General features: G+C 55.5%; 22 protein-coding genes. 13 read left to right on the top strand and 9 right to left on the bottom strand.

Features of this window, described 5'->3' with window-relative positions:
• Positions 1–22: 22 nt before the first annotated feature.
• Positions 23–1,315, bottom strand: coding sequence for a serine--tRNA ligase (serS, locus tag BUA39_RS02775; RefSeq protein ID WP_072790615.1), 1,293 nt, complete (start codon positions 1,313–1,315; stop codon positions 23–25).
• A gap of 236 nt (positions 1,316–1,551) precedes the next feature.
• Here serS and BUA39_RS02770 point away from each other — a divergent pair, with 236 nt between their 5' ends.
• The 12 genes from BUA39_RS02770 to BUA39_RS02715 all read left to right on the top strand — a co-directional run bounded on the left by BUA39_RS02770 (position 1,552) and on the right by BUA39_RS02715 (position 10,215).
• On the top strand, positions 1,552–2,754 hold the full coding sequence (locus tag BUA39_RS02770; protein WP_072790612.1) for an EAL domain-containing protein: 1,203 nt from the start codon (positions 1,552–1,554) through the stop codon (positions 2,752–2,754).
• Positions 2,755–2,906: 152 nt separating this feature from the next.
• Complete coding sequence (gene yajC / locus BUA39_RS02765; protein WP_072790610.1) at positions 2,907–3,191, top strand: preprotein translocase subunit YajC; 285 nt, start codon at positions 2,907–2,909, stop codon at positions 3,189–3,191.
• 22 nt (positions 3,192–3,213) lie between these two features.
• The gene (gene secD / locus BUA39_RS02760) at positions 3,214–4,875 is read left to right on the top strand and encodes a protein translocase subunit SecD (protein WP_072790607.1); all 1,662 of its coding nucleotides are present in this window, start codon (positions 3,214–3,216) and stop codon (positions 4,873–4,875) included.
• 2 nt (positions 4,876–4,877) lie between these two features.
• Entirely contained in the window at positions 4,878–5,846 is a 969-nt protein-coding gene (secF, locus tag BUA39_RS02755; RefSeq protein ID WP_072791687.1) for a protein translocase subunit SecF, read from the top strand.
• Positions 5,839–6,591, top strand: a complete 753-nt coding sequence (locus tag BUA39_RS02750; RefSeq protein ID WP_072790604.1) for a sulfite exporter TauE/SafE family protein — start codon at positions 5,839–5,841, stop codon at positions 6,589–6,591. The genes secF and BUA39_RS02750 overlap by 8 nt, the downstream gene beginning before the upstream one ends.
• 37 nt (positions 6,592–6,628) lie before the next feature.
• Positions 6,629–6,988, top strand: coding sequence for an Mth938-like domain-containing protein (locus tag BUA39_RS02745; RefSeq protein ID WP_072790600.1), 360 nt, complete (start codon positions 6,629–6,631; stop codon positions 6,986–6,988).
• Positions 6,989–6,991: 3 nt separating this feature from the next.
• The gene (gene ccmA / locus BUA39_RS02740) at positions 6,992–7,609 is read left to right on the top strand and encodes a heme ABC exporter ATP-binding protein CcmA (RefSeq protein ID WP_072790597.1); all 618 of its coding nucleotides are present in this window, start codon (positions 6,992–6,994) and stop codon (positions 7,607–7,609) included.
• On the top strand, positions 7,606–8,262 hold the full coding sequence (gene ccmB / locus BUA39_RS02735; protein WP_072790594.1) for a heme exporter protein CcmB: 657 nt from the start codon (positions 7,606–7,608) through the stop codon (positions 8,260–8,262). The genes ccmA and ccmB overlap by 4 nt, the downstream gene beginning before the upstream one ends.
• Before the next feature lie 92 nt (positions 8,263–8,354).
• Positions 8,355–9,107, top strand: a complete 753-nt coding sequence (locus BUA39_RS02730; RefSeq protein ID WP_072790591.1) for a heme ABC transporter permease — start codon at positions 8,355–8,357, stop codon at positions 9,105–9,107.
• On the top strand, positions 9,104–9,253 hold the full coding sequence (ccmD, locus tag BUA39_RS02725; protein ID WP_072790588.1) for a heme exporter protein CcmD: 150 nt from the start codon (positions 9,104–9,106) through the stop codon (positions 9,251–9,253). Before BUA39_RS02730 ends, ccmD begins: the two co-directional genes overlap by 4 nt.
• Positions 9,246–9,776: a DsbE family thiol:disulfide interchange protein gene (locus BUA39_RS02720; RefSeq protein WP_072790585.1), complete on the top strand. Its 531-nt coding sequence runs from the start codon at positions 9,246–9,248 to the stop codon at positions 9,774–9,776. Before ccmD ends, BUA39_RS02720 begins: the two co-directional genes overlap by 8 nt.
• Positions 9,777–9,858: 82 nt before the next feature.
• Positions 9,859–10,215, top strand: a complete 357-nt coding sequence (locus BUA39_RS02715) for a DUF1801 domain-containing protein (RefSeq protein ID WP_072790582.1) — start codon at positions 9,859–9,861, stop codon at positions 10,213–10,215.
• A 67-nt stretch (positions 10,216–10,282) separates the two neighbouring features.
• Here BUA39_RS02715 and acnA read toward each other — a convergent pair whose 3' ends face one another.
• A complete protein-coding gene (gene acnA, locus BUA39_RS02710) occupies positions 10,283–12,970 on the bottom strand; it encodes an aconitate hydratase AcnA (RefSeq protein ID WP_072790580.1) in 2,688 nt (895 codons plus the stop codon).
• A gap of 207 nt (positions 12,971–13,177) precedes the next feature.
• Here acnA and BUA39_RS02700 point away from each other — a divergent pair, with 207 nt between their 5' ends.
• Complete coding sequence (locus BUA39_RS02700; protein WP_072790574.1) at positions 13,178–13,891, top strand: DUF1223 domain-containing protein; 714 nt, start codon at positions 13,178–13,180, stop codon at positions 13,889–13,891.
• Positions 13,892–13,961: 70 nt separating this feature from the next.
• Here the strand turns inward: BUA39_RS02700 and purB are convergent, their stop codons facing one another.
• The 7 genes from purB to BUA39_RS02665 all read right to left on the bottom strand — a co-directional run bounded on the left by purB (position 13,962) and on the right by BUA39_RS02665 (position 21,442).
• Positions 13,962–15,266 (bottom strand): adenylosuccinate lyase, encoded by a 1,305-nt coding sequence (gene purB, locus BUA39_RS02695; RefSeq protein ID WP_072790572.1) that lies wholly within the window; start codon positions 15,264–15,266, stop codon positions 13,962–13,964.
• 197 nt (positions 15,267–15,463) lie between these two features.
• Positions 15,464–16,330, bottom strand: coding sequence for a hypothetical protein (locus tag BUA39_RS02690; protein ID WP_072791685.1), 867 nt, complete (start codon positions 16,328–16,330; stop codon positions 15,464–15,466).
• A 282-nt stretch (positions 16,331–16,612) separates the two neighbouring features.
• Entirely contained in the window at positions 16,613–17,830 is a 1,218-nt protein-coding gene (locus BUA39_RS02685) for a bifunctional alpha/beta hydrolase/OsmC family protein (protein WP_072790569.1), read from the bottom strand.
• A 151-nt stretch (positions 17,831–17,981) separates the two neighbouring features.
• Positions 17,982–18,935 (bottom strand): metallophosphoesterase, encoded by a 954-nt coding sequence (locus BUA39_RS02680; RefSeq protein ID WP_072790565.1) that lies wholly within the window; start codon positions 18,933–18,935, stop codon positions 17,982–17,984.
• Positions 18,936–19,054: 119 nt separating this feature from the next.
• Entirely contained in the window at positions 19,055–19,498 is a 444-nt protein-coding gene (locus BUA39_RS02675) for a DMT family transporter (RefSeq protein WP_072790562.1), read from the bottom strand.
• 155 nt (positions 19,499–19,653) lie between these two features.
• Positions 19,654–21,060: a type I glutamate--ammonia ligase gene (glnA, locus tag BUA39_RS02670; protein WP_072790559.1), complete on the bottom strand. Its 1,407-nt coding sequence runs from the start codon at positions 21,058–21,060 to the stop codon at positions 19,654–19,656.
• Between the two features lie 43 nt (positions 21,061–21,103).
• Complete coding sequence (locus tag BUA39_RS02665; RefSeq protein WP_072790556.1) at positions 21,104–21,442, bottom strand: P-II family nitrogen regulator; 339 nt, start codon at positions 21,440–21,442, stop codon at positions 21,104–21,106.
• Positions 21,443–21,458 lie beyond the last annotated feature (16 nt).

Genomic DNA, 21,458 nt, shown 5'->3' with positions numbered 1-21,458 from the left:
GGGCCTGTCTTGAAATATCGAGTTATACCAAAGTGCCATCCACCGACAGCTTGGTTTTGCCTCCAAGATAAGGCGCAAGGACCTCTGGCAGGGTGACAGACCCATCCTCTTGCTGGCCGTTCTCAAGCACGGCGATCAGACAACGCCCAACCGCAAGGCCCGAGCCATTCAGCGTGTGCACATATTCGGGCTTGCCGCCATCGGCAGGTTTAAAGCGCGCATTCATCCGGCGCGCCTGAAAATCGCCGGTGGTGGAAACCGAACTGATCTCGCGATAGGCGTTCTGGCCGGGCAGCCATGCCTCGATGTCAAAGGTGCGGCGGGCACCAAAGCCCATGTCGCCGGTGCATAGGACCACAGTGCGATAGGGGACACCCAAGGCCTCAAGGATGCCCTCAGCACATTTCAGCATGCGTTGCTGTTCTTCGTCGGACGTGTCGGGGTGTGTGACCGCGACCATTTCGACTTTTTCAAACTGGTGCTGACGCAACATGCCGGACGTGTCACGTCCGGCAGAGCCTGCTTCGGAACGGAAGCACAGCGAATGCGCGGTATAGCGGCGGGGCAGGTAGGATTCGTCAATCGTGTGGCCCGCGACGATATAAGTCAAAGGCACCTCAGACGTCGGGATCAGCCACATGCCTTCGCTGGTCTGATAGCTGTCTTCGCCGAATTTCGGCAATTTGTCCGTGCCATACATGGCCTCATCCCGCACCAGAACCGGCGGGTTCACCTCGGTCATGCCATTGTCGTTGATATGGGTGTTCAACATGAACTGCGCCAATGCGCGGTGAATGCGGGCCACAGCGCCGGACAGCAGAACAAAGCGACTGCCAGACATTTTGGCCGCCGTTTCGAAATCCATCGACGCTGCGACAGATGCCAATTCATAGTGTTCCTTGGGCGCAAAGCTGAATTCAGGCACGTCACCCCAGCGGCGCACCTCGACATTGTCGTCTTCGCTTGCGCCTTCGGGCACATCCTCTGCAGGCAGGTTTGGAATGCGCGCCAGCATATCTGTCAGCTTGGCATCCAATTCCTTGGCTTCGTTTTGCATGGCCGCGACTTCGTTTTTCTTGTCGCCCACCAGCGCACGCAGCCGTTCAAATTCTGCATCATCGCCGCGCGCCTTGGCGGCACCCACGTCTTTTGCGGCCTTCTTTTGATCCGCCTGCGCCTGTTCGGCTGCGGTGATCTTGGCCCGGCGTTCGGCGTCCACCGCCAGCAGGTCTGATGACATCGGCGCGTCCCCACGACGAGACAGTGCTGCATCAAACGCAGCCGGGTTTTCGCGGATCGCACGGATGTCATGCATGGGATCATGTCCTTCAGAAGTGAATCGTTTCGTAGCCTGCTTATGCCGTATTTTTTTCCGCTTCGTAAGCCGATCTCGCGGGACGTGACTTTTTGCAGATGCGCAGCGGTAAATCGGCCAACTTGGCACAATTCAGATCAAATTCTACACAGAAATCAGCGCCTAAAATTTGAAGTTTCATCCCTGATTAGGAGGTTCCCCCTAGGAACGAAGCCTCGCAGGAATAGGGCCGCCCGATGTCGCAGACCGTTGTCGAAGTCAATCTAAAGAAAGGAGACATCCTCTATCGGCAGGGCGACCCGAACGATTCCGCCTATATTGTTGAGTCCGGTGAAATCCTGCTGTTTAGCCACGTCGATGGTCAGCGCGTAAACTGTGAGCGGCGTTCGGCAGGCTGCATCTTGGGCGAAACCTCAATTCTAACTGGCAACCCCCGCGCGGTTTCGGTTGAGGCGGTTGTGGATACCCGGCTTTACAAAGTGACAGCAGATGACATTTTGAAACAATACGGCGCCCTTGATCCTGTTTTGCGGGCCTGTATCGAAACCACCATTGATTTTGTAGCCCGAATTAACACGCCGGTCGACATCAGCAGCGATGATGTGCCGCTTGTGCCCAGTACGCTGAGTAACGCAGAAGAACTGATCGAACGGTTCAAATTTGAAGTGGATATCGAAAAGGGATTGCAGAATGACCAGTTCTACATGATCTATCAGCCGATCGTGCAGCTCGCTGACGGGCGTATTCGGGGATTTGAAGCCCTAATGCGCTGGCAGCACCCGGAATGGGGCAATGTGCCCCCGGATCGCTTTATCGATGTGGCCGAGGCGATGGGATCGGTCGGACTGCTGACCGAATTTGCACTGGTTGAGGCCTGTCAATCACTGGCCCGCATAAATCGCTCAAGGGACCGGCCACTTTTTGCGTCCGTCAATATCTCAGGGCAGGACGTGGGTCGGGCAGGGTTTGTGGATTTTCTCGAACACTTGCTTGATCTGCATGACCTCGACCCAAAGATGATCAAACTGGAAGTGACCGAAACCGCGCTTTTGCCCGAAGACGATCAGGTTGCTGCAAACCTTGTGCTGTTGCGGCAACTCGGCTGCGGCATCTCCATTGATGACTTCGGAACCGGTTATTCCAATCTCGGCTACCTCAAGGCTTTGCCATTAACGGCACTTAAGATTGACCGGGCTTTCGCAGGGGACGTTTCCAAAAACCCGGTCTCGCGCAGCATCGTGCGCCTGCTGGTCGGCTTGGGACGGGAGTTGGGCGTCGATGTCATCGCAGAAGGGCTAGAGGCGCAGGAAGATGTCGAAATTCTGTGTGAGAGCGGATGTCGCTACGCGCAGGGGTTTCATTTCTACAAGCCCATGTTGTTGCCGCAACTAGAGGCCTGCCTGAGTGCAGAGCGCGCAAACCATCAGGATGTCGCCTGAACGGACCTTTGCTACGATTGAACGCAATAAAAATAACCGACGCTTTGGAACCCCAGACAAAGGGGTTTTCGTATCTTGCATCTGCTGGCGCGGACACATAGGTTCCCTGCAAATTTAGCGGCACCCCGCGCGCAGTGACAAGGACAGTCCCAATGGAAGCTTTCGGCCAGTTTATCCCTCTTATTCTGATTTTCGCGATCATGTATTTCCTGCTGATCCGCCCTCAGCAGAAGAAGGTAAAAGACCATCAGGCGATGGTCGCGGCTGTGCGTCGTGGGGATGAGGTCGTCACCCAGGGCGGTCTGATCGGCAAGGTTGTCAAAGTCAAAGACAACAACGAACTCGAAGTTGAACTCGCCGAAGGCGTGAAGGTGCGCGTGGTGCAATCCACGCTGGCGCAGGTTGTTTCGAAAACCGAACCCGTCGATTCCAAGTAAATTCTGATAAGGCAGGCGCAAGATGCTGCAAATCGCCCTCTGGAAACGGGTCCTGATCTGGAGCGTCTGTGCGCTGGGTCTTCTTTTGGCCCTGCCAAACGCCTTTTACCCGCGGGTAGAGGCATACAATGATGCAAACGCGTCGCTTGAAGCCGGTTTTTCCGGCAATGGTATTGAAGAGCAGGCCGCGATGTGGCCTGACTTTTTGCCATCTTCCCTCGTTAACCTTGGTCTCGACCTACGCGGTGGCGCACATCTTTTGGCCGAAGTGCAGGTCGAAGATGTTTATGAGACCCGGATCAAATCCCTTTGGCCCGATGTGCGCAATCTGCTGCGCGAAGAACGTGACACAATCGGCACGATCCGCTTGCAGCCGTCAGAGGCGGACGTTTTGCGCGTTAAGATTTCGCGCCCGGAGGCGATCCAGCAGGCAGTAAATGTCGTCCGCACGCTGGCGCAGCCTGTTGTCTCTCTGACAGGCGCCGGGGCGACCGATTTGGTTGTGTCTGCCGATGGCGACGACATCGTTGTTACCCTGTCAGAGGCCGAAAAACTGGCAACTGATGAACGCACCGTCCAGCAGGCGTTGGAAATCATCCGCCGCCGGATCGACGAGGTCGGTACGCGCGAACCGACCATTCAGCGCCAAGGCTCTGACCGTATTCTCATTCAAGTGCCCGGCATCGGGTCTGCCAGCGAACTCAAAGAGATCATCGGTACAACAGCCCAACTGACATTTAATCCCGTCGTAGGTCGGGCCGGGGACGCCAATGCACCTGCAGGCGCAGGCAACGAAGTTGTGCCGTCATTGGATGAAGAGGGCGTCTTTTACATCCTTGAAAGCGCCCATGTGGTCAGCGGCGAAGAGCTTGTTGATGCGCAGCCCAGTTTTGATCAGAACGGTCGCCCCGCGGTGTCCTTCCGATTCAATCCGACGGGCGCACGCAAGTTTGGCGATTACACAGCGGACAATATCGGCTCACCCTTCGCCATTGTGCTCGACAGCGAAGTCATCAGCGCGCCAGTGATCCAAAGTCATATTCCCGGCGGCTCGGGCATTATTACCGGCAACTTCTCTGTCGAAGAAAGCACCAACCTTGCTGTGCTACTGCGCGCAGGGGCTTTGCCAGCGGGTCTGGAATTCCTCGAAGAGCGCACCATTGGTCCAGAGTTGGGTCAAGACAGCATCGATGCGGGCCGCATTGCCTGCATTGTCGCCTTTGCGATGGTGCTGGTCTTTATGTTCCTCAGCTACGGCACGTTTGGGATTTTCGCGAATATCGCGCTTATCATCAACGTTGGCCTGATCTTTGGCATGCTGTCTTTGATCGGCGCGACGCTGACCCTGCCGGGGATTGCGGGCATCGTTCTGACCATCGGTATGGCGGTCGACGCGAACGTGCTGGTGTTTGAGCGTATCCGCGAAGAACTGAAGGGCAAAAAGGGCGTCGCACGGGCGATTGACCTTGGCTATGAAAAGGCCCTCAGCGCGATTATCGACGCCAATATCACCACCTTCATCACCGCTGTGATCCTCTTTGCAATGGGCTCTGGCCCTGTTCGCGGCTTTGCGATCACGTTGGGTGCGGGTATCCTGACATCTGTGTTCACCGCGATTTTTGTCACCCGCCTGATGGTCGTGATCTGGTTTGAACGCCGCCGTCCCAAAACGTTGGAGGTGTAATGATGCGCCTGAGACTCGTACCCAAAGAAACGAATTGGGATTTCTTTGGAAAAACCAAAATTTCCGTTGGGTTTTCCGCACTTTTGATCGTTGTGTCGATTGCGTTCTTCCTGATCCAAGGGCTGAACTTCGGGATTGATTTCAAGGGCGGCACCACCATCCGCACCGAAAGCACGCAAGAGGTTGTTGTCGGTGACTATCGCGCTGCGATTGATCCATTGGGGCTGGGCGATGTCACGATCACAGAGGTGTTCGACCCCACTTTTGAAGAAAACCAGCATGTGACGATGATCCGCATCCAAGCGCAGGAAGGCCAAGAGGCCGTGACAGCTGATGTGGTTCGCAATGTCGAGAAAGCGCTGCAGCAAGTTGCGCCTGATATCAGCTTTGTTTCGGTTGAATCCGTTGGCCCTAAAGTCTCTGGCGAGTTGATCCAGACGGCTGTGATTGCGGTGCTTTTGGCCATCGGTGCGGTTTTGGTTTACATTTGGCTGCGGTTTGAATGGCAATTCGCGGTCGGGGCTGTTGCGGCCTTGGTGCATGACGTGATCCTGACGATCGGTGTCTTTTCGGTCGTTCAGATTAAGTTTGACCTTGCGATCATCGCGGCGCTTTTGACCATCGTTGGCTATTCGCTGAATGATACGGTTGTTGTCTTTGACCGTGTTCGCGAAAACCTGCGACGCTACAAGAAACGCGAGTTACAGGACGTACTGAACCTCTCGATCAATGAAACCCTCAGCCGGACTGTCATGACATCTGTCACCACATTGCTGGCCCTTCTGGCCCTATTCGTTTTGGGCGGAGATGTTATTCGTGGCTTTGTCTTTGCCATGATCTGGGGGGTTGTTGTGGGAACCTATAGTTCTGTTTTCGTCGCTTCTGCCGTTCTTTTGCGGCTTGGCGTGAAACGCGATTGGTCCAAGCCAGACAATACGGCCGGCAACCAGTTCGCCAACATAGATGCCTGAGGTCCTGGCCTCGGTCCTGGCAACGCCGGGGCTGCATTGGCTGGTGCTGACCATTATGGCCGCGGGCATTGTCCGCGGCTTTACTGGTTTTGGCACGGCGCTGATCTTTGTACCCGTGGGTAATATCTTTCTACCAGCGGCAGACGTCATTGCCATCACCATGTTGGTTGGCTTCGGCGGTTCAGCGGCCCTGCTGCCACGCGCGCTTAAGGTGGCAGAGATCAAAGACGTCTCCACCCTGGGGGCTGCGGCGCTGCTGACGGTGCCAATGGGTCTTTGGGTGATGACACAGCTGCCCCAGGACACCATCCGTTGGGCTGCTGCTTTGATTGCGGCGGCGATGTTGTCGGCGCTTGTGCTGGGCTGGCGCTATCGCGGGCGGATCACGGTGCACAAACTCTTGGGAATCGGTGCCGCAGGCGGGGCCATTGGCGGGATGACCGGCCTGACAGGACCGGCCGTCATCCTGTTCTATCTGGCCAATGGGTCCCGGGCAGAGATCGTTCGGGCCAATACGATATTGTTTCTTGCGATGCTGGACGTCGTCATTGTTTTCAACATGACCCTCGGTCGACTGATCACTTGGGACATGGTCGCTTTGGGCGTGACGCTGTCGATCCCATATTTTCTGACCGCGCGCGTTGGACAAGCCATGTTTGACCCCAAATACGAAAAGACGTATCGAACAATGGCTTATCTGGTGATCGCTTTGGCTGTTGTGACAGGCTTGCCGATCTGGGATTAGCCTAAGACGGAAAAGCCGAGCGCGAGGGACAGGGCCAATGAAGCTGAACGAAATTCACTATGCGGATGCGCAGCCGATTGAAAGCTATGGTCCCGATTTCGTGCGCGTCGCAGGAGAGGTGATCACCGGGCCAGCCATCGTGCACGCCGAAGGCGCAAGCGCTTGGACGGGGACGGATGACCCCGCTGCTTTGATAGCATTGGCCGACAAACTGGACGTCGTGCTTTTGGGCACTGGCGCAGAATTGCGCCATGCGCCAACGACCTTTCGGCAAGCCTTGGAAGAGGTCGGGATCGGGGTTGAGGTGATGAAAACCGATAGCGCCTGCCGAACCTACAACGTTCTGGTGTCCGAAGGTCGCCGTGTCGCCGCCGCGCTTTTGCCTGTGGGTGCGTGATCCTTGGGCCTACGTGTCGAAAATCTTAGCGTAGCGCGGGGCGGGGTGCCCTTGCTGACAGGCGTGGGTTTTGATCTCGCACCGGGCAAAGCGCTGATTTTGCGTGGCCCGAATGGATCAGGCAAGACCACCTTGCTACGCACAATTGCGGGGCTGCAGCCGCTACTCGAAGGGCGGGTGCATTGCTCTGAAGACGCAATTGCCTATGCGGCGCATTCGGACGGTCTCAAGGCCAGTCTAACGGTGGCGGAGAACCTGCAATTCTGGGCAGAGGTCTTTGGTACATCGGACATCGACGTCGCGTTGACGCGTTTTGATCTTTTGACTTTGGCGGACCGCCCCGCCCATGCGTTATCCGCCGGGCAAAAGCGCCGCTTGGGTCTTGCAAGACTGATGGTCACTGGGCGCCCCATCTGGGTACTGGATGAGCCGACCGTTTCGCTTGATCAGGCCTCTGTCGCGAGGTTTGCCGAGAACGTGAAAACACACCTTGCGGGCGGCGGTATGGCCTTATTGGCCACGCACATTGACCTTGGCCTAGAGGCCCCTGTGCTGGACGTCGGGGTGTTCAAGGCGGACCCAACGTCTTCCATCGGCGGCTTTGATGAGGAGTTCCTATGAAGGCGCTGCTCCTCCGGGATTTGAAACTCGCCTTCCGCTCCGGCGGCGGCTTTGGCTTGGGGCTGGCGTTCTTTTTGATCGTTGCCGTCTTGGTGCCCTTCGGGGTTGGCCCGGAAAACGACCTTTTGGCGAAAATTGCTGCGGGTGTGCTGTGGCTTGGGGCGTTGCTGGCCTGCCTCCTGTCGCTTGACCGCATCTTCGCCCTAGATTGGGAAGACGGATCGCTTGATTTGCTGGCAACATCGCCTCTGCCACTTGAAGCGGTCTGCGGCGTCAAGGCACTGGCCCATTGGCTGACAACAGGGCTACCGCTGACCTTGGCCGCACCGGTGCTTGGCCTGCTGCTAAGCTTGCCTGAAACGGGCTATGTCTGGCTGGTGACATCTCTGGCCTTGGGCACCCCCGCGCTATCGGTGATCGGCTGTTTCGGCGCGGCCTTGACCGTGGGGATCAAGCGGGGAGGGCTGTTGCTGTCGCTGTTGGTGCTACCGCTTTATGTGCCAACCTTGATCTTTGGCGCAGAGGTCGCGCGGCGCGGCACCGAAGGCTTGGCGGTCAGCGGGCCGCTTGCATTATTGGCAGGTATTTCCCTTGCGGTCATTGCCGTGCTGCCCTTCGTCAGCGCCTTGGTCTTGCGCATCAATTTGCGCTAGGAAGGCGAGAGCGTTGATCGGGATCAAAGTGACGCACTTCATTCTCTGAAATGTGAAGTGCATATGGACAGGAAAGCAGCGTAGAGAAAACCATGGCATCGATTTGGGAATATGCAAATCCGGTTAAGTTTATGCGGCTCACGGACCGTGTGTTGCCTGTTGTCGCCTTGGGCGCAGCAGTCTGCATGGTGGCCGGGTTGATCTGGGGGTTCTTCCTGACCCCGGATGATTTCCGCCAAGGCTCAACCGTCAAGATCATCTATTTGCACGTGCCCGCAGCATTGATCGCAATCAATGCGTGGTTTGTGATGCTGGTGGCATCTTTGGTCTGGTTCATCCGCCGTCACCACGTCAGCGCGCTGGTGGCAAAGGCAGCAGCGCCTGTGGGCGCGGTGATGACGTTGATCGCGCTGATCACAGGGGCCATTTGGGGCGAACCCATGTGGGGCACTTGGTGGGTCTGGGACCCGCGCCTGACGTCGTTCTTGATCCTGTTCCTGTTCTATCTGGGCTACATCGCCCTTTGGGAAGCAATCGAAAGCCCAGATACCGCCGCTGACCTCACAGCCGTGCTGTGCCTTGTTGGGTCGGTCTTTGCTGTCCTCAGCCGCTATGCCGTCAACTTCTGGAACCAAGGCCTGCACCAAGGGGCATCTGTTCTGCGGGCTGGCGCGGTGACCGGATCAGACACCGAAGAAAAAGTCAGCAACGTCTTTGCGGTACCACTTTTTGTTTGCATCGCGGGCTTTGTTCTTTTGTTCCTCGCGCTGGTGCTATTACGCACGCGCACTGAAATCCGCAAGCGCCGCACGGCGGCTTTGATTGCACGAGAGAGGCTCGTATGATCCCTGACCTTGGTAAATACACGGCGACAGTGCTGTCGGCCTATGGCGCTTCGATTGCCCTGCTGATCCTGCTGGTCTGGGCCAGTCTGCGCGCGTCGAAGAAGGCGCGGCAAGCGTTGGAAAAGGTAGAACGCAAAGATGGCTAAGGTCTCCCCTTTGATGATGGCACCCCCGGCGATTTTTGCGGGGCTCGCGGCGCTGTTTTTCTTTGGCATGCAACGCGAAAACCCCGATGAGCTGCCAAGCGCCATGGTCGGCCGCGATGCGCCGCCGGTTGTGATTGAGGAGCTTGGGTATCTCGACAGTTTCACCGACGCCGACCTGCGCAAGGGCGAGTTGACGCTAGTGAACTTCTGGGCCTCTTGGTGCGCGCCTTGCCGCGCAGAACACCCAACGCTGATGCAGCTGCAAGACGAAGGCATCAAGATCATGGGCGTGAACTACAAGGACAACGCCCAAAACGGTGCGGATTTCTTAGAAGAACTCGGCAATCCCTTCGCCAAGGGTGGCGCGGACCCCAACGGCAAGATGGCCCTGAACTGGGGCGTTTATGGCGTGCCTGAAACCTATTTGGTGGATGGTGATGGCAAAGTTCTTGTCCGCATCGCTGGGCCCCTTGTGCAACGCGAATTGCAAAACAGGCTGCGGCCAATTTTGGACGCGCAGTAAGGCGTCTTTTTATAGGACTTGCCTAAACGCCGTCTGGTTTTGCTATGCTTGCATGAGTTAAGCGGCAAAGCAGGTAAGTAATATGTCCCAAAATCCAGACGTTGACGCGTGGATGTCAGCCTATGACAACCCTCAGAAAGACCTCGTGCAAGCGGTGCGCATGGCCATCTTGCAGGCTGACGACCGCGTAGCAGAATGCATCAAATGGCAAGCCCCGACTTTCACCTACAAAGGCAATATTGCTTCGTTCTTTCCGAAGGCCAAAAAGCACGCCAGCTTGATGTTTCACAAAGGCGCAGAGATTCCGGGCGATTTCCCATCGCTCGAAGGTGATGGCAAAGAGGCGCGGTCGATGAAGTTTGCCGATCTTGAGGATCTCGCGGCGAAACGTGAGGAGTTGGAGACTATCATCCTGGCTTGGATCGAAATGAAGGGCTGACAACGCCAGCGTCAAAAAGAAAAGAGGCCCCAAGTGGGGCCTCTTCAATCAGTCGCTTTGAAATGGCTTAGGACTTCGCGAGGTTGCGCAGCACGTAGTGCAATACGCCGCCATGTTCGATGTATTCGATCTCTGGTGCCGTATCGATGCGGCACTTCAATGTGATCTCTTTCACGGAACCGTCGCCAAAGGTGATGGTGCAGGGCACGTCTTGCAGCGGCTGGATCGTGTCCAGACCCGAGATCGATACGGTTTCTTCGCCGGTCAGACCCAAGGTCTTGCGATTGTCATCGCCGGTGAATTCAAACGGGATCACGCCCATGCCAACCAGGTTGGAACGGTGGATACGCTCAAAGCTTTCTGCGATCACAGCTTTTACGCCCAAGAGCTTGGTGCCTTTAGCTGCCCAGTCACGCGAGGACCCCGCGCCATACTGTTCGCCACCAAACACCACCAGAGGCGTGCCCGCTTCTTGGTGCGCCATGGAGGCGTCAAAGATCGAGGTCTGCTGACCATCTGGACCCTTGGTGTAGCCACCTTCAACGCCATCCAGCATCTCGTTCTTGATGCGGATATTGGCAAAGGTGCCGCGCATCATGATCTCGTGGTTGCCTCGGCGCGAACCGTAGGAGTTGAACTCACGTGGGGAGACCTGACGTTCCAGCAGATATTGACCGGCTGGAGTCGTTTCCTTGAAGGAGCCCGCAGGCGAGATGTGGTCGGTTGTGACCATGTCCCCAAGGATCGCCAGCACTTTGGCGCCTTCGATGTTCGAGATGGTGCCCGGCTCAGTGCCCATGCCTTGGAAGTAAGGTGGGTTCTGAATATAGGTCGAATTCACAGGCCAATCGTAGGTTTCAGCTTCGGTTGTTTCAACCGATTGCCATTTTTCGTCGCCTTTGAAGACATCCGCATATTTGGATTCAAACGCCTCACGGGTCACGGTCTGCTGCACAAGATCCGCAATTTCCTGTGTGGATGGCCAAATGTCTTTCAAATAGACGTCATTGCCATCTTTGTCCTGACCCAGTGCTTCGGTCGTGATGTCGATGTCCATCGTGCCAGCCAACGCATATGCAACAACCAGTGGCGGGGATGCCAGATAGTTGGCACGGACGTCGGGGCTGATGCGGCCTTCGAAGTTCCGGTTGCCGGACAGCACAGAGGTCGCGACCAGATCACCTTCGGCGATGGCTTTGGACAGTTCGGGTTGGATCGGACCAGAGTTACCAATACAAGTCGTACAGCCGTAGCCAACGAGGTTAAAGCCGATGGCGTCGAGGTCTTTTTGCAGGTCCGCAGCCTCAAGATAGGCCGATACAACCTGAGACCCCGGTGCCAAGGATGTTTTGACCCATGGTTTGCGGTTCATACCCAGCGCTGCGGCTTTGCGCGCCACAAGGCCCGCGCCAATCATCACATATGGGTTTGAGGTGTTCGTACAGGAGGTAATCGATGCGATCACGACCTTGCCGCTTTCCATGGTGTAGTCTTCGCCCTCGACAGCCACTTCTTTGCCCAATGGGCGTTTGAAGGTCTCTTCCATTTCCCGACGGAACGCGGTTTTGCCGTCTGTCAGGGCAATAAAGTCCTGCGGACGTTTCGGGCCGGAGATCGCTGGCACAATGGTGCCCATGTCCAGATGCAGCGTATCTGTGAAGATCGGGTTATAGTCAGCATCGCGCCAGAAACCGTTTGCCTTGGCATAGGCTTCAACCAGCGCAATGCGATCTTTGTCGCGGCCGGTGTTGTCCAGATAGCGAATGGTTTCCGCATCGATTGGGAAGAAGCCACAGGTCGCGCCGTATTCTGGCGCCATGTTTGCAATGGTTGCGCGATCCGCCAATGGCAGACGATCCAGACCGTCACCATAGAATTCAACGAATTTGCCAACAACGCCTTTTTCGCGCAGCATTTCCACGACCTTCAGTACGAGGTCGGTCCCGGTGGTGCCTTCCATCATCGCGCCGGTCAGCTCAAAGCCAACAACTTCTGGGATCAACATGGAAATTGGCTGACCCAGCATTGCGGCCTCAGCTTCGATACCGCCAACGCCCCAGCCCAGAACCGCTGCGCCGTTCACCATGGTGGTGTGGCTGTCGGTGCCAACCAACGTATCGGGGTAGGCGACTTCTTCGCCGGACTGGTCAGTGTCGGTCCAGACGGTTTGTGCCAGATATTCAAGGTTCACCTGGTGACAGATACCTGTCCCCGGAGGCACAACGCGGAAGTTATTAAACGCACCCTGGCCCCATTTCAGGAACTGGTAGCGCTCCATGTTGCGCTCATATTCGCGGTCCACGTTCATTTGGAACGCACGTGGGTTGCCGAACTCGTCGATCATTACAGAGTGGTCGATGACCAGATCAACAGGCACCAGCGGGTTGATCTTAGAGGCAGAGCCTTTCAGGCCAACAATCCCATCGCGCATCGCGGCAAGGTCAACAACGGCTGGAACGCCGGTGAAATCCTGCATCAAAACGCGGGCAGGGCGATAGGCGATCTCACGCGGGTTCTTACCGCCGTTTGCACCCCATTCGCCAAAGGCTTTGATATCATCCACGGAGACGGAAAAACCACCGTCTTCAAAACGCAGAAGGTTTTCCAAAACCACCTTCAAAGAGGCTGGCAGATTGGAAAAGTCACCAAGCCCGGCGTCTTGCGCCGCTGGAATGGAGTAATAGGAAATGGATTTGCCGTTGACCGTTAGCGTTTTACGGGACTTGGCGTTGTCCTGACCGACTGTGATGGGCATATTGGCCTCCCTCTTATCAAAAGATTGGGTCTCGCTGACGCTGCTTTTGACCTATGTTGCGAAGGCAATCAAGAGGGGAGAGGTGATTTTTGTATACCATTGTGCACAAAACGCCCAAATGACGGAATTCTCGCGATTGGTTGATTGGCGTTTCATCGCTTTTGGTCATATCAAGATATGAATTAGGCAGCTCTGAAAGGGACGGGAATGGCCGCATTGCACCGCTGGATTGGAATCGCCGCAGTTTCGCTGGCACCGGCCTTGGCGTCCTTAGCCACGGCTGGCGAGCAGCCGGTTGTCGTGGAACTTTACACCTCGCAGGGCTGCAGCAGCTGCCCGCCAGCAGATGCCTATTTTGCCAAGGAACTGATTGGCCGAGAGGATATCATCGCCTTGGCGCTGCATGTGGATTATTGGGATTACATCGGCTGGAAAGATGACTTTGCAGATCCAGCCTATGCCAAACGCCAGCGCAACTATGCACGGGTGGCGCAGAAAAGGTCCGTTTACACACCGCAGATGATCATTGGCGGTGTCGCGCATGTTGTGGGCAACCGCCCCAGCGAAGTGCGTCGTCATCTGGCCGCGCATGAGAGTCAGGGGGCGGGGATTGATCTTGCGGTGACCCGAAACGGCAACCGACTGTCGATCAAGCTTGACGCCGATCAGGCGCAGGACGGGCCGATGACAATCCAACTGGTGCGGTATTCTCCGCAAGAGACACGCGACATCAAGCGCGGTGAAAACGCAGGCCGGACGCTGGACTACCACAATATTGTGACGCGCTGGGAGACCGTAGGCGAATGGAATGGGCGTCGCAGCAAGAGCTTTACCGAGCGGGTCAATGGCGATGAACCCATTGTGGTGATTGTTCAGAGAAAGAACTTTGGTCCCATCGTTGCAGCGGCTGAATTGAAATAGAGCCGATCCAGATCGGCAAGAAAAAAGCCCGCCAATCGGCGGGCTTTGTTGTTCTTAAAGCGGCCTCAGATCATTCGCCAAAAACACGTTTGAAAATCGTGTCCACGTGTTTGGTGTGATAGTCCATATTGAACTTTTCGTTGATGCCGTCTTCACCCAAAGCTTTGACAACATCGCCGTCCGCCAACAGCTCTTCGCGGAAGTCTGTGCGGAACTCCCAAACTTTCAACGCGTTGCGCTGCACCATGACATAGGCGTCTTCACGAGAAACACCCGCTTGGGTCAGGGCCAGCAGCACGCGCTGGGACATCACCAGACCCGGGAACTTGTTCATATTGTCCAACATGTTTTCTGGGAAAACCAACATCTTGTCGATCACGCCGGTCAGACGCGCCAGGGCAAAGTCCAAAGTCACGCAGGCATCTGGGCCAATCGCGCGCTCAACGGAGGAATGCGAAATATCACGTTCATGCCACAGGGCGACATTCTCCATCGCCGGGATCACAGCAGAACGTACCAGACGCGCCAGACCAGTCAGGTTTTCAGTCAGAACCGGGTTCTTCTTATGCGGCATCGCAGAGGAGCCTTTTTGCCCCATCGAGAAGAATTCGGCACCTTCCAGCACTTCGGTGCGCTGCATGTGACGGATTTCAATCGCAACGTTCTCGATGGAGGACGCGATCACGCCCAGCACAGCAAAGAACATCGCATGACGGTCACGTGGGATCACCTGCGTGGAGATCGGTTCTGGCTTCAGACCAAGTTTCGCGCAGACGTGTTCTTCAACCGCAGGGTCGATGTTAGCAAATGTGCCAACCGCACCAGAGATCGCGCCAGTTGCGATTTCTTCACGTGCCGCCTTCAGTCGATCAAGGTTCCGGTCCATCTCTGCATAGAAACGTGCAAAGGTCAGACCCATTGTGGTGGGTTCGGCGTGGATACCGTGGGAACGGCCCACGCGCACGGTGTCTTTATGCTCAATCGCGCGTTTTTTCAGCGCGGCCAGCAGACCTTTCATATCTTCGATCAGAATGTCGGCAGAGCGCACAAGCTGGACGTTCAAACAGGTGTCCAATACGTCAGACGATGTCATGCCCTGATGCACAAACCGTGCTTCTTCAGAACCAACATGTTCCGCCAAATGGGTCAAAAACGCGATGACGTCATGTTTGGTGACCGCTTCGATTTCGTCGATGCGCGCCACGTCGAATTCCACATCCTTGGCTTTCCAAACCGCGTCCGCGTTTTCGCGTGGGATCACCCCCAGATCGGCCTGCGCATCGCAGGCGTGGGCCTCGATTTCATACCAGATTTTGAACTTGGTTTCAGGCGACCAGATGGCCACCATGTCAGGACGGGAATAGCGAGGGATCATGTCTCAGCCTTAGATTTAGGTGGGTTCGCAGGCCGTATAGACCGGAGCCCGCGTGGGAACAAGGTCGCTTGCACGAGATGAGACAGAATGGCCGCCCCACAGGCTGCAGGCACAGAAAAAGCCACCGCGACGTGTTGCGCGGTGGCTTTCTGAGATTTGGTTGTGACGGCTGATGCAATCCGCAGATATAGTCGCCGTTAGATCAACAGCAGATCGTCTTCGACTTCGTCGTCAATCGGTTCCTCTGGCAGGTCGTCTTCTGACTCATCCAACGAAAGCGCCGCCATGAGGGACAGGGCATCGTCGACCTCATCCAAAGCACCATCTTCGATGGCTTCATCGTAAGCAGCCAAAATGTCATCCGTATCCTCAAAACCGTCTTCGGGGGCGTCAATGCGGAAGATTTCTTCGGGGTAGCCGTCTTCATTTGTTTCGTAAAAGATCACGCTCTCAATGCGGTCAACGTCCCCATAGGGGTGTTCTTCGAAATAGGTCAGGTAGTTCTCAAAGGTCGGATCGACATCCTCAGGCAGTTCATTTGCCGAAACAATCAGTCCGTCGCTGACGCCACCGGTTTCGTTCATAGTGTAGCCAAAGGCCACTTTATCAAGAAGCAGATCGTCCTCTTCTTCTTCCTCTTCCGGCTCCTCGCTCACGCCTTTGATGGAGCCTTCCGGCGTGGTGGTGGAGGTCGCGCGGATGCCGAACACATCAATTTCGTCAAGACTGTCGATATCCAGTTCGATGGTCAGCGTATCGCCTTCGGAAACATAGGTCTCCTTGTCCGTTCCTGCGCGCCCAAGACCCGGCTTGCTCAGCATCTGCGCGTTGTCCCACTGAACGTCACCGTCTTCGCCGCGCGCACCGTTCATATTCAGTGGGCCGTTCAGCATCTCGCTGTCGCCGCTGTAATTATCGTCGCCGAAATAGACGGCATTCACGTCCATCGCGCCTTCTTCGACAGTGATATCGGCGTAAAACCCACCGTCATCGCCCTCATAAACGTTGACGCTGTAAGAGAGGCCTTCGACCTCATAAGTGAAGGTTTTGGATGTGACAGGCATAAAAAACTCCGACTGGTAATAGAGGGGGCGCGAAGCCGATTTGAATTGGGGCAGCGTTGCTTTGGATTTGCCATAAAGTTGCCTGATTTCGCAGGAAACAGATTGTTTCTGGCCGTTTGCGGTGTGTTTTCTGAACAAAAAACCGTCGGTCCAGTTTTGTCGTCAGTAGCGCAACAATGGCTTGCCCTAGGTCTGCCAATATGTGGCGGAGTCTGTTCGTGCACAGCGAAACGCGCGGAACAATTGCTCCGCGCGCTAAGGGTAACGTCTTGAATAGCTGTGCTAAACCTGAGCGAGTTCCGTAATCACCTCGCTCGATTTCTCAAGCGTGCGGTGCACAGGGCATTTGTCTGCGATCTCAAGCAGACGGTCGCGCTGGTCGTCACTTAGGGCACCTGTCAGGTGGATCAACCGCTTGAACCGGTCAATCCGCTCACCAGACCCGGTGCCCGCGTCCTGCGCGTGCACCTTGTTGTGGCAGACGTCGACCCAGACGTGATCCAGCGGCCAACCCTTGCGGCGGGCATACATGCGGATCGTCATCGAGGTGCAGGCCCCCAAACCAGAGGACAAGAATCCATAGGGCGTCATGCCTTTGTTGGTGCCGCCATAGGCCAGTGGCTCATCCGCCAAAGTGTGATGGAAGGGGCCAGAATTCACATCTTGCAAGAACCCGTTTGGGTCTGCCTCTGAAACGCGCACCACGCCTTCAGGCGCACCAATGGGCGGCGCAGGCGGGGCAAGATGCAGGTAACGCGCGGCCCACGCGGCGATCACCTCGGCGGCGTATTCGGCGTCTTCTGGGCGATTGATCAGGTGGTCGGCGTCATCCAATGTGACAAAGCTTTTGGGGTGTTTCGCCGCACCAAAGATCTCGGCGGCATTTTCGATTCCAACCACAGCGTCGCGTGGCGCATGCATCACCAGCAAAGCACGTTTCAGGTTCTGAATGGCGGGGGCCAGTTTCTGAGCCGAAATATCCGCCACAAAGTCCTTTCGGATTGTGAATGGGCGGCCGCCAAGGCTGACCTCTGCCTGTCCGTCGGCTTCGATCTTGTCCAAGGCGTCATCAAAGTTGTGCGTGACATGATGCGGGTCAAATGGCGCGCCCAGGGTTGCGACCGCACGCACCGTTGGCATTTCACCCGCTGCCCGCAAGACCGCAGCCCCACCCAATGAGTGGCCGATCAACATATCCGGTGCCATATCGCGCTTTGCCAGATACTCTGCCGCCGCATGCAGGTCCGCCACGTTGGAGGTGAAGGTGGTGTTGGAAAACTCGCCCTCAGAATGGCCAAGCCCGGTAAAATCAAACCGCAGCACGGCCAGCCCCATCGCCGCCAACCGACCGGCAATCCGCCGCGCTGCTGGAATGTCCTTGGAGCAGGTAAAACAATGCGCAAACAGCACGGTCGCCAGATGCGGCCCATCCGGCAGGTCAAGCCGCGCCGCCAGCTTCTCTCCGCTGTGGCCGGTGAAGGTGATGCGTTCGGTTGTCATGCTCGAAGGGATCCTTTCGCCAATACCCAGCCAATTTGGGACATGGCGCAGAAAAACCCAAGAGAGGTTACCGAGATGTCACGGGATGGTGAGAGGGGGTGAGGGAAATTGGCGTCTGCCCCCGGTTCTTGGTCCGGGGGCAGAAACATAACTAACCCGCAGGCTGCTTGGCGATTGCTTGATTGATCAGAGGGGCCACAGAAAACGGATAAGATGCATTGGTATCAACCGTGATTTCCAAAGCATGCATGTTTTTTGAACCAAAGGTTTCAACTGCCATGATCATCGGTGCCTTGGTTGGGAATGGGCGGAACATGCGGAATTTGTGGCTGTCACCATAGGTTAGCATGACCGGTTTGCCATATGCGTTTGACAGTTCCATCAGCTTTTCAGCGAATGACTTGAAACCTGAATGACGCAAGAAACCTTCGGCATCCCAAGGCAGAGCAAAGTCAAATTCGAACATATCCGCATGGATCGCAAGTACGAAGGCTTCGGTGCCGTCTGCGGCGGCAAAGCTTTCTTCAAGCCAGGCAATGTTCGCCGCGTTACGAGCAAAAAATTCTTCGGCTGCAGAAAGCTCGCGAATTTCAAAGTTGTTATTCGACCCTACAACATGGGTTGCTACAAACATCACATCCTGAATTTGAAGGCGTGTGTTTTCTGGATAGCCCGCATCGGCCTGAGACACGATATCGGCTTTCATCATGCCAAACGACTTTGAAGGCTCTGTATAGTAATTGGAGCGGATGTAATCCAAACGCTCCAGCGGATCGAATTTACCAGCCATTGCGCGATGGCAATCGGTCCATTCATTGTCCCCAGGGCTATAAAGCGTTGGGGCCTTAAAGCTGTTCAAAAAACCAAGTTGTGCATCCAACATGGCTTTGTCGCACAAAGTGGAACCTGACTTTGTGTCGCCCACATGGATAATCAACGCAGGGTCGCGTTCATTGATTTGCTTGATCAGTGCCTCAAACGGCGCAAAGACGTCTTCTGGTTTGCCATAGGGGGCATCACCAAGGACAACAAATTTGAAGGGTTCAGCGGTTGCGACAGTTGCGCAAACGGCCAGAACGGCGGATGTAACGATAGATTTCAGCATGAGAGCCTCGTGGTTGATTTCGGAGCCACGTTACGCCGCCCATATTGCACGCTTGCTTCAACAGCGTAACGCCTTGATGAAAATCAGGTTTGGAATCAGTGCTGACCAGAACGTCAATTTTACTTGAATGTCACCAAATAGACTCCGGCAATTACCAAGAGCGCGCCGAGCACCTTCCCGACTGTCAATGCACTCGCTGGGACCCCGAATAATCCAAAATAGCCAAAGACCATCCCAGCTAATACCTGACCTGAGACCAGGAGAACAAAGAATGCTCCTATTCCTATGCGTGGGATTAGGAAACTTGACCCGATAATCATCCCGGCGCTCATCACACCCGCAGTCAAGAGCCAAAGCGGTAATGTTGCCACCTTTTGAAACTGCTCGGTTCGACTGCCGGATGCGATCGCGATGACAATGGATGATACAAGGGCAATCGCGAAGAAGGGGATATTCGCCATAGGGCCGGAGCCAAGGATTTTTGCCGTCTGCGTGATCATTGGTAGGTAGATCGAAATGATGACGCCCATCAACAGTGCAAGTCCGACCAGATGAATAGCCATAGCGCCCCTCAAAATTGCTATTTATCTTTAAAGTAGGGCATACATTCACCATCTGGGTCAATGTCACGTTAAAATTGCGTGCTTGCTCGTTGAGAGGTTATCCAACAAAAAAGGCGCCCAATCGGGCGCCTTTTCCATAAGTCTGACCACTAAGATTAGCAGCTGTAGTACATGCCGAATTCCACTGGGTGTGGAGTGTGCTCGTACAGTTCAACTTCTTCCATCTTAAGGTCAATGTAGCCCTCGATCTGGTCTTTGGTGAACACGTCACCGGCCAGCAGGAAGTCCATGTCTTTTTGCAGCTCGTCCAGCGCTTCGCGCAGGGAACCACAGACGGTTGGGATGTCTGCGAGTTCTTCCGCAGGCAGGTCGTAGAGGTTCTTATCCATGGCTTCGCCCGGATCGATCTTGTTGGTGATGCCGTCCAGACCAGCCATCAGCAGTGCTGCAAAGCACAGGTATGGGTTGGAGGATGGGTCAGGGAAGCGCGCTTCGACGCGTTTCGCTTTTGGCGATTCAGTCCAAGGGATACGAACGCAGCCAGAGCGGTTACGTGCAGAGTATGCGCGCAGAACGGGTGCTTCGAAGCCTGGGATCAGACGCTTGTAAGAGTTGGTGGATGGGTTGGTGAAGGCATTCAGCGCTTTCGCGTGCTTCAGGATGCCACCGATGAAATACAGCGCTTCTTGGGACAGATCCGCGTATTTGTCGCCAGCAAAGAGCGGCTTGCCGTCTTTCCAGATGGACATGTTCACGTGCATACCGGTGCCGTTGTCACCGTAGATCGGCTTTGGCATGAAGGTTGCGGATTTGCCGTAAGACTGTGCCACGTTGTGGATCACATATTTGTATTTCTGCAGCTCGTCCGCTTGCTTGGTCAGGCTGTCAAAGATCAGGCCCAGCTCGTGCTGACAAGACGCAACCTCGTGGTGGTGCTTGTCCACTTTCATGCCCAGACGCTTCATGGTGGACAGCATCTCAGAGCGGATGTCCTGTGCATCGTCTGTTGGGTTGACTGGGAAGTAACCCCCTTTGAGGCCAGGACGGTGGCCGGTGTTGCCCATTTCGTATTCTGTGTCGGTGTTCCAGGACGCGTCCTGTGCATCAACTTCGTAGGATACTTTGTTGATGGAGTTAGAGAAACGCACGTCGTCGAACAGGAAGAATTCCGCTTCTGGACCCATGTAGGCAACGTCACCGATGCCAGAGGATTTCAGGTAGGCTTCTGCTTTTTCGGCAGTGCCGCGTGGGTCACGCTCGTAGGATTCGCCGGTGTCCGGCTCAACGATGGAGCAGTGGATGCAGATGGTCTTCTCTGCATAGAACGGATCCACATAGGCAGACGTGGTGTCTGGGATCAGTTTCATGTCAGAGTTTTCGATGGATTTCCAACCGGCAACGGAGGACCCGTCGAACATGAAGCCTTCTTCGAGGAAGTCTTCGTCGACCAGGTCAACGTCCACGGTGACGTGCTGAAGTTTACCGCGTGTGTCAGTGAAACGAATATCGACATACGCCGCTTCTTCGTCCTTGATCAGCTTGAGAACTGCATCTGCGCTCATGCTTATAGCCCTTTCGGTTTAGGTATGCTGTAAATGCGTTGGATTAGAGTGCGTCTGAACCGGATTCACCGGTACGGATGCGGATGGCTTGTTCAATCGTGCTGACAAAGATTTTGCCGTCACCGATTTTGTCTGTTTTCGCGGCGTCCACGATGGCTTCGATGGCCGCATCGACCAGATCGTCATCCAGAACAACTTCGATTTTTACCTTAGGCAGGAAGTCCACGACATATTCCGCGCCGCGATAAAGTTCCGTGTGGCCTTTTTGACGGCCGAACCCCTTCACTTCGATCACCGAAAGGCCCTGAATGCCAACATCCTGAAGGGCTTCTTTGACTTCGTCCAATTTGAACGGCTTGATGATCGCTTCGATCTTCTTCATCCGTTGACTCCTCACC

Source organism: Cognatishimia maritima (genome assembly GCF_900129685.1).
GTDB lineage: Bacteria > Pseudomonadota > Alphaproteobacteria > Rhodobacterales > Rhodobacteraceae > Cognatishimia > Cognatishimia maritima.
Note: the sequence above shows the minus strand (reverse complement) of the source record. Positions and strands in the feature narration are given on the sequence as shown.

Excerpts from the sequence above, each read along its gene's own strand:
- serS (WP_072790615.1), bottom strand. The coding sequence starts at position 1,315 with ATGCATGACATCCGTGCGATCCGCGAAAACCCGGCTGCGTTTGATGCA.
- BUA39_RS02770 (WP_072790612.1), top strand. The coding sequence starts at position 1,552 with ATGTCGCAGACCGTTGTCGAAGTCAATCTAAAGAAAGGAGACATCCTC.
- yajC (WP_072790610.1), top strand. The coding sequence starts at position 2,907 with ATGGAAGCTTTCGGCCAGTTTATCCCTCTTATTCTGATTTTCGCGATC.
- secD (WP_072790607.1), top strand. The coding sequence starts at position 3,214 with ATGCTGCAAATCGCCCTCTGGAAACGGGTCCTGATCTGGAGCGTCTGT.
- secF (WP_072791687.1), top strand. The coding sequence starts at position 4,878 with ATGCGCCTGAGACTCGTACCCAAAGAAACGAATTGGGATTTCTTTGGA.
- BUA39_RS02750 (WP_072790604.1), top strand. The coding sequence starts at position 5,839 with ATGCCTGAGGTCCTGGCCTCGGTCCTGGCAACGCCGGGGCTGCATTGG.
- BUA39_RS02745 (WP_072790600.1), top strand. The coding sequence starts at position 6,629 with ATGAAGCTGAACGAAATTCACTATGCGGATGCGCAGCCGATTGAAAGC.
- ccmB (WP_072790594.1), top strand. The coding sequence starts at position 7,606 with ATGAAGGCGCTGCTCCTCCGGGATTTGAAACTCGCCTTCCGCTCCGGC.
- BUA39_RS02730 (WP_072790591.1), top strand. The coding sequence starts at position 8,355 with ATGGCATCGATTTGGGAATATGCAAATCCGGTTAAGTTTATGCGGCTC.
- ccmD (WP_072790588.1), top strand. The coding sequence starts at position 9,104 with ATGATCCCTGACCTTGGTAAATACACGGCGACAGTGCTGTCGGCCTAT.
- BUA39_RS02720 (WP_072790585.1), top strand. The coding sequence starts at position 9,246 with ATGGCTAAGGTCTCCCCTTTGATGATGGCACCCCCGGCGATTTTTGCG.
- BUA39_RS02715 (WP_072790582.1), top strand. The coding sequence starts at position 9,859 with ATGTCCCAAAATCCAGACGTTGACGCGTGGATGTCAGCCTATGACAAC.
- acnA (WP_072790580.1), bottom strand. The coding sequence starts at position 12,970 with ATGCCCATCACAGTCGGTCAGGACAACGCCAAGTCCCGTAAAACGCTA.
- BUA39_RS02700 (WP_072790574.1), top strand. The coding sequence starts at position 13,178 with ATGGCCGCATTGCACCGCTGGATTGGAATCGCCGCAGTTTCGCTGGCA.
- purB (WP_072790572.1), bottom strand. The coding sequence starts at position 15,266 with ATGATCCCTCGCTATTCCCGTCCTGACATGGTGGCCATCTGGTCGCCT.
- BUA39_RS02690 (WP_072791685.1), bottom strand. The coding sequence starts at position 16,330 with ATGCCTGTCACATCCAAAACCTTCACTTATGAGGTCGAAGGCCTCTCT.
- BUA39_RS02685 (WP_072790569.1), bottom strand. The coding sequence starts at position 17,830 with ATGACAACCGAACGCATCACCTTCACCGGCCACAGCGGAGAGAAGCTG.
- BUA39_RS02680 (WP_072790565.1), bottom strand. The coding sequence starts at position 18,935 with ATGCTGAAATCTATCGTTACATCCGCCGTTCTGGCCGTTTGCGCAACT.
- BUA39_RS02675 (WP_072790562.1), bottom strand. The coding sequence starts at position 19,498 with ATGGCTATTCATCTGGTCGGACTTGCACTGTTGATGGGCGTCATCATT.
- glnA (WP_072790559.1), bottom strand. The coding sequence starts at position 21,060 with ATGAGCGCAGATGCAGTTCTCAAGCTGATCAAGGACGAAGAAGCGGCG.
- BUA39_RS02665 (WP_072790556.1), bottom strand. The coding sequence starts at position 21,442 with ATGAAGAAGATCGAAGCGATCATCAAGCCGTTCAAATTGGACGAAGTC.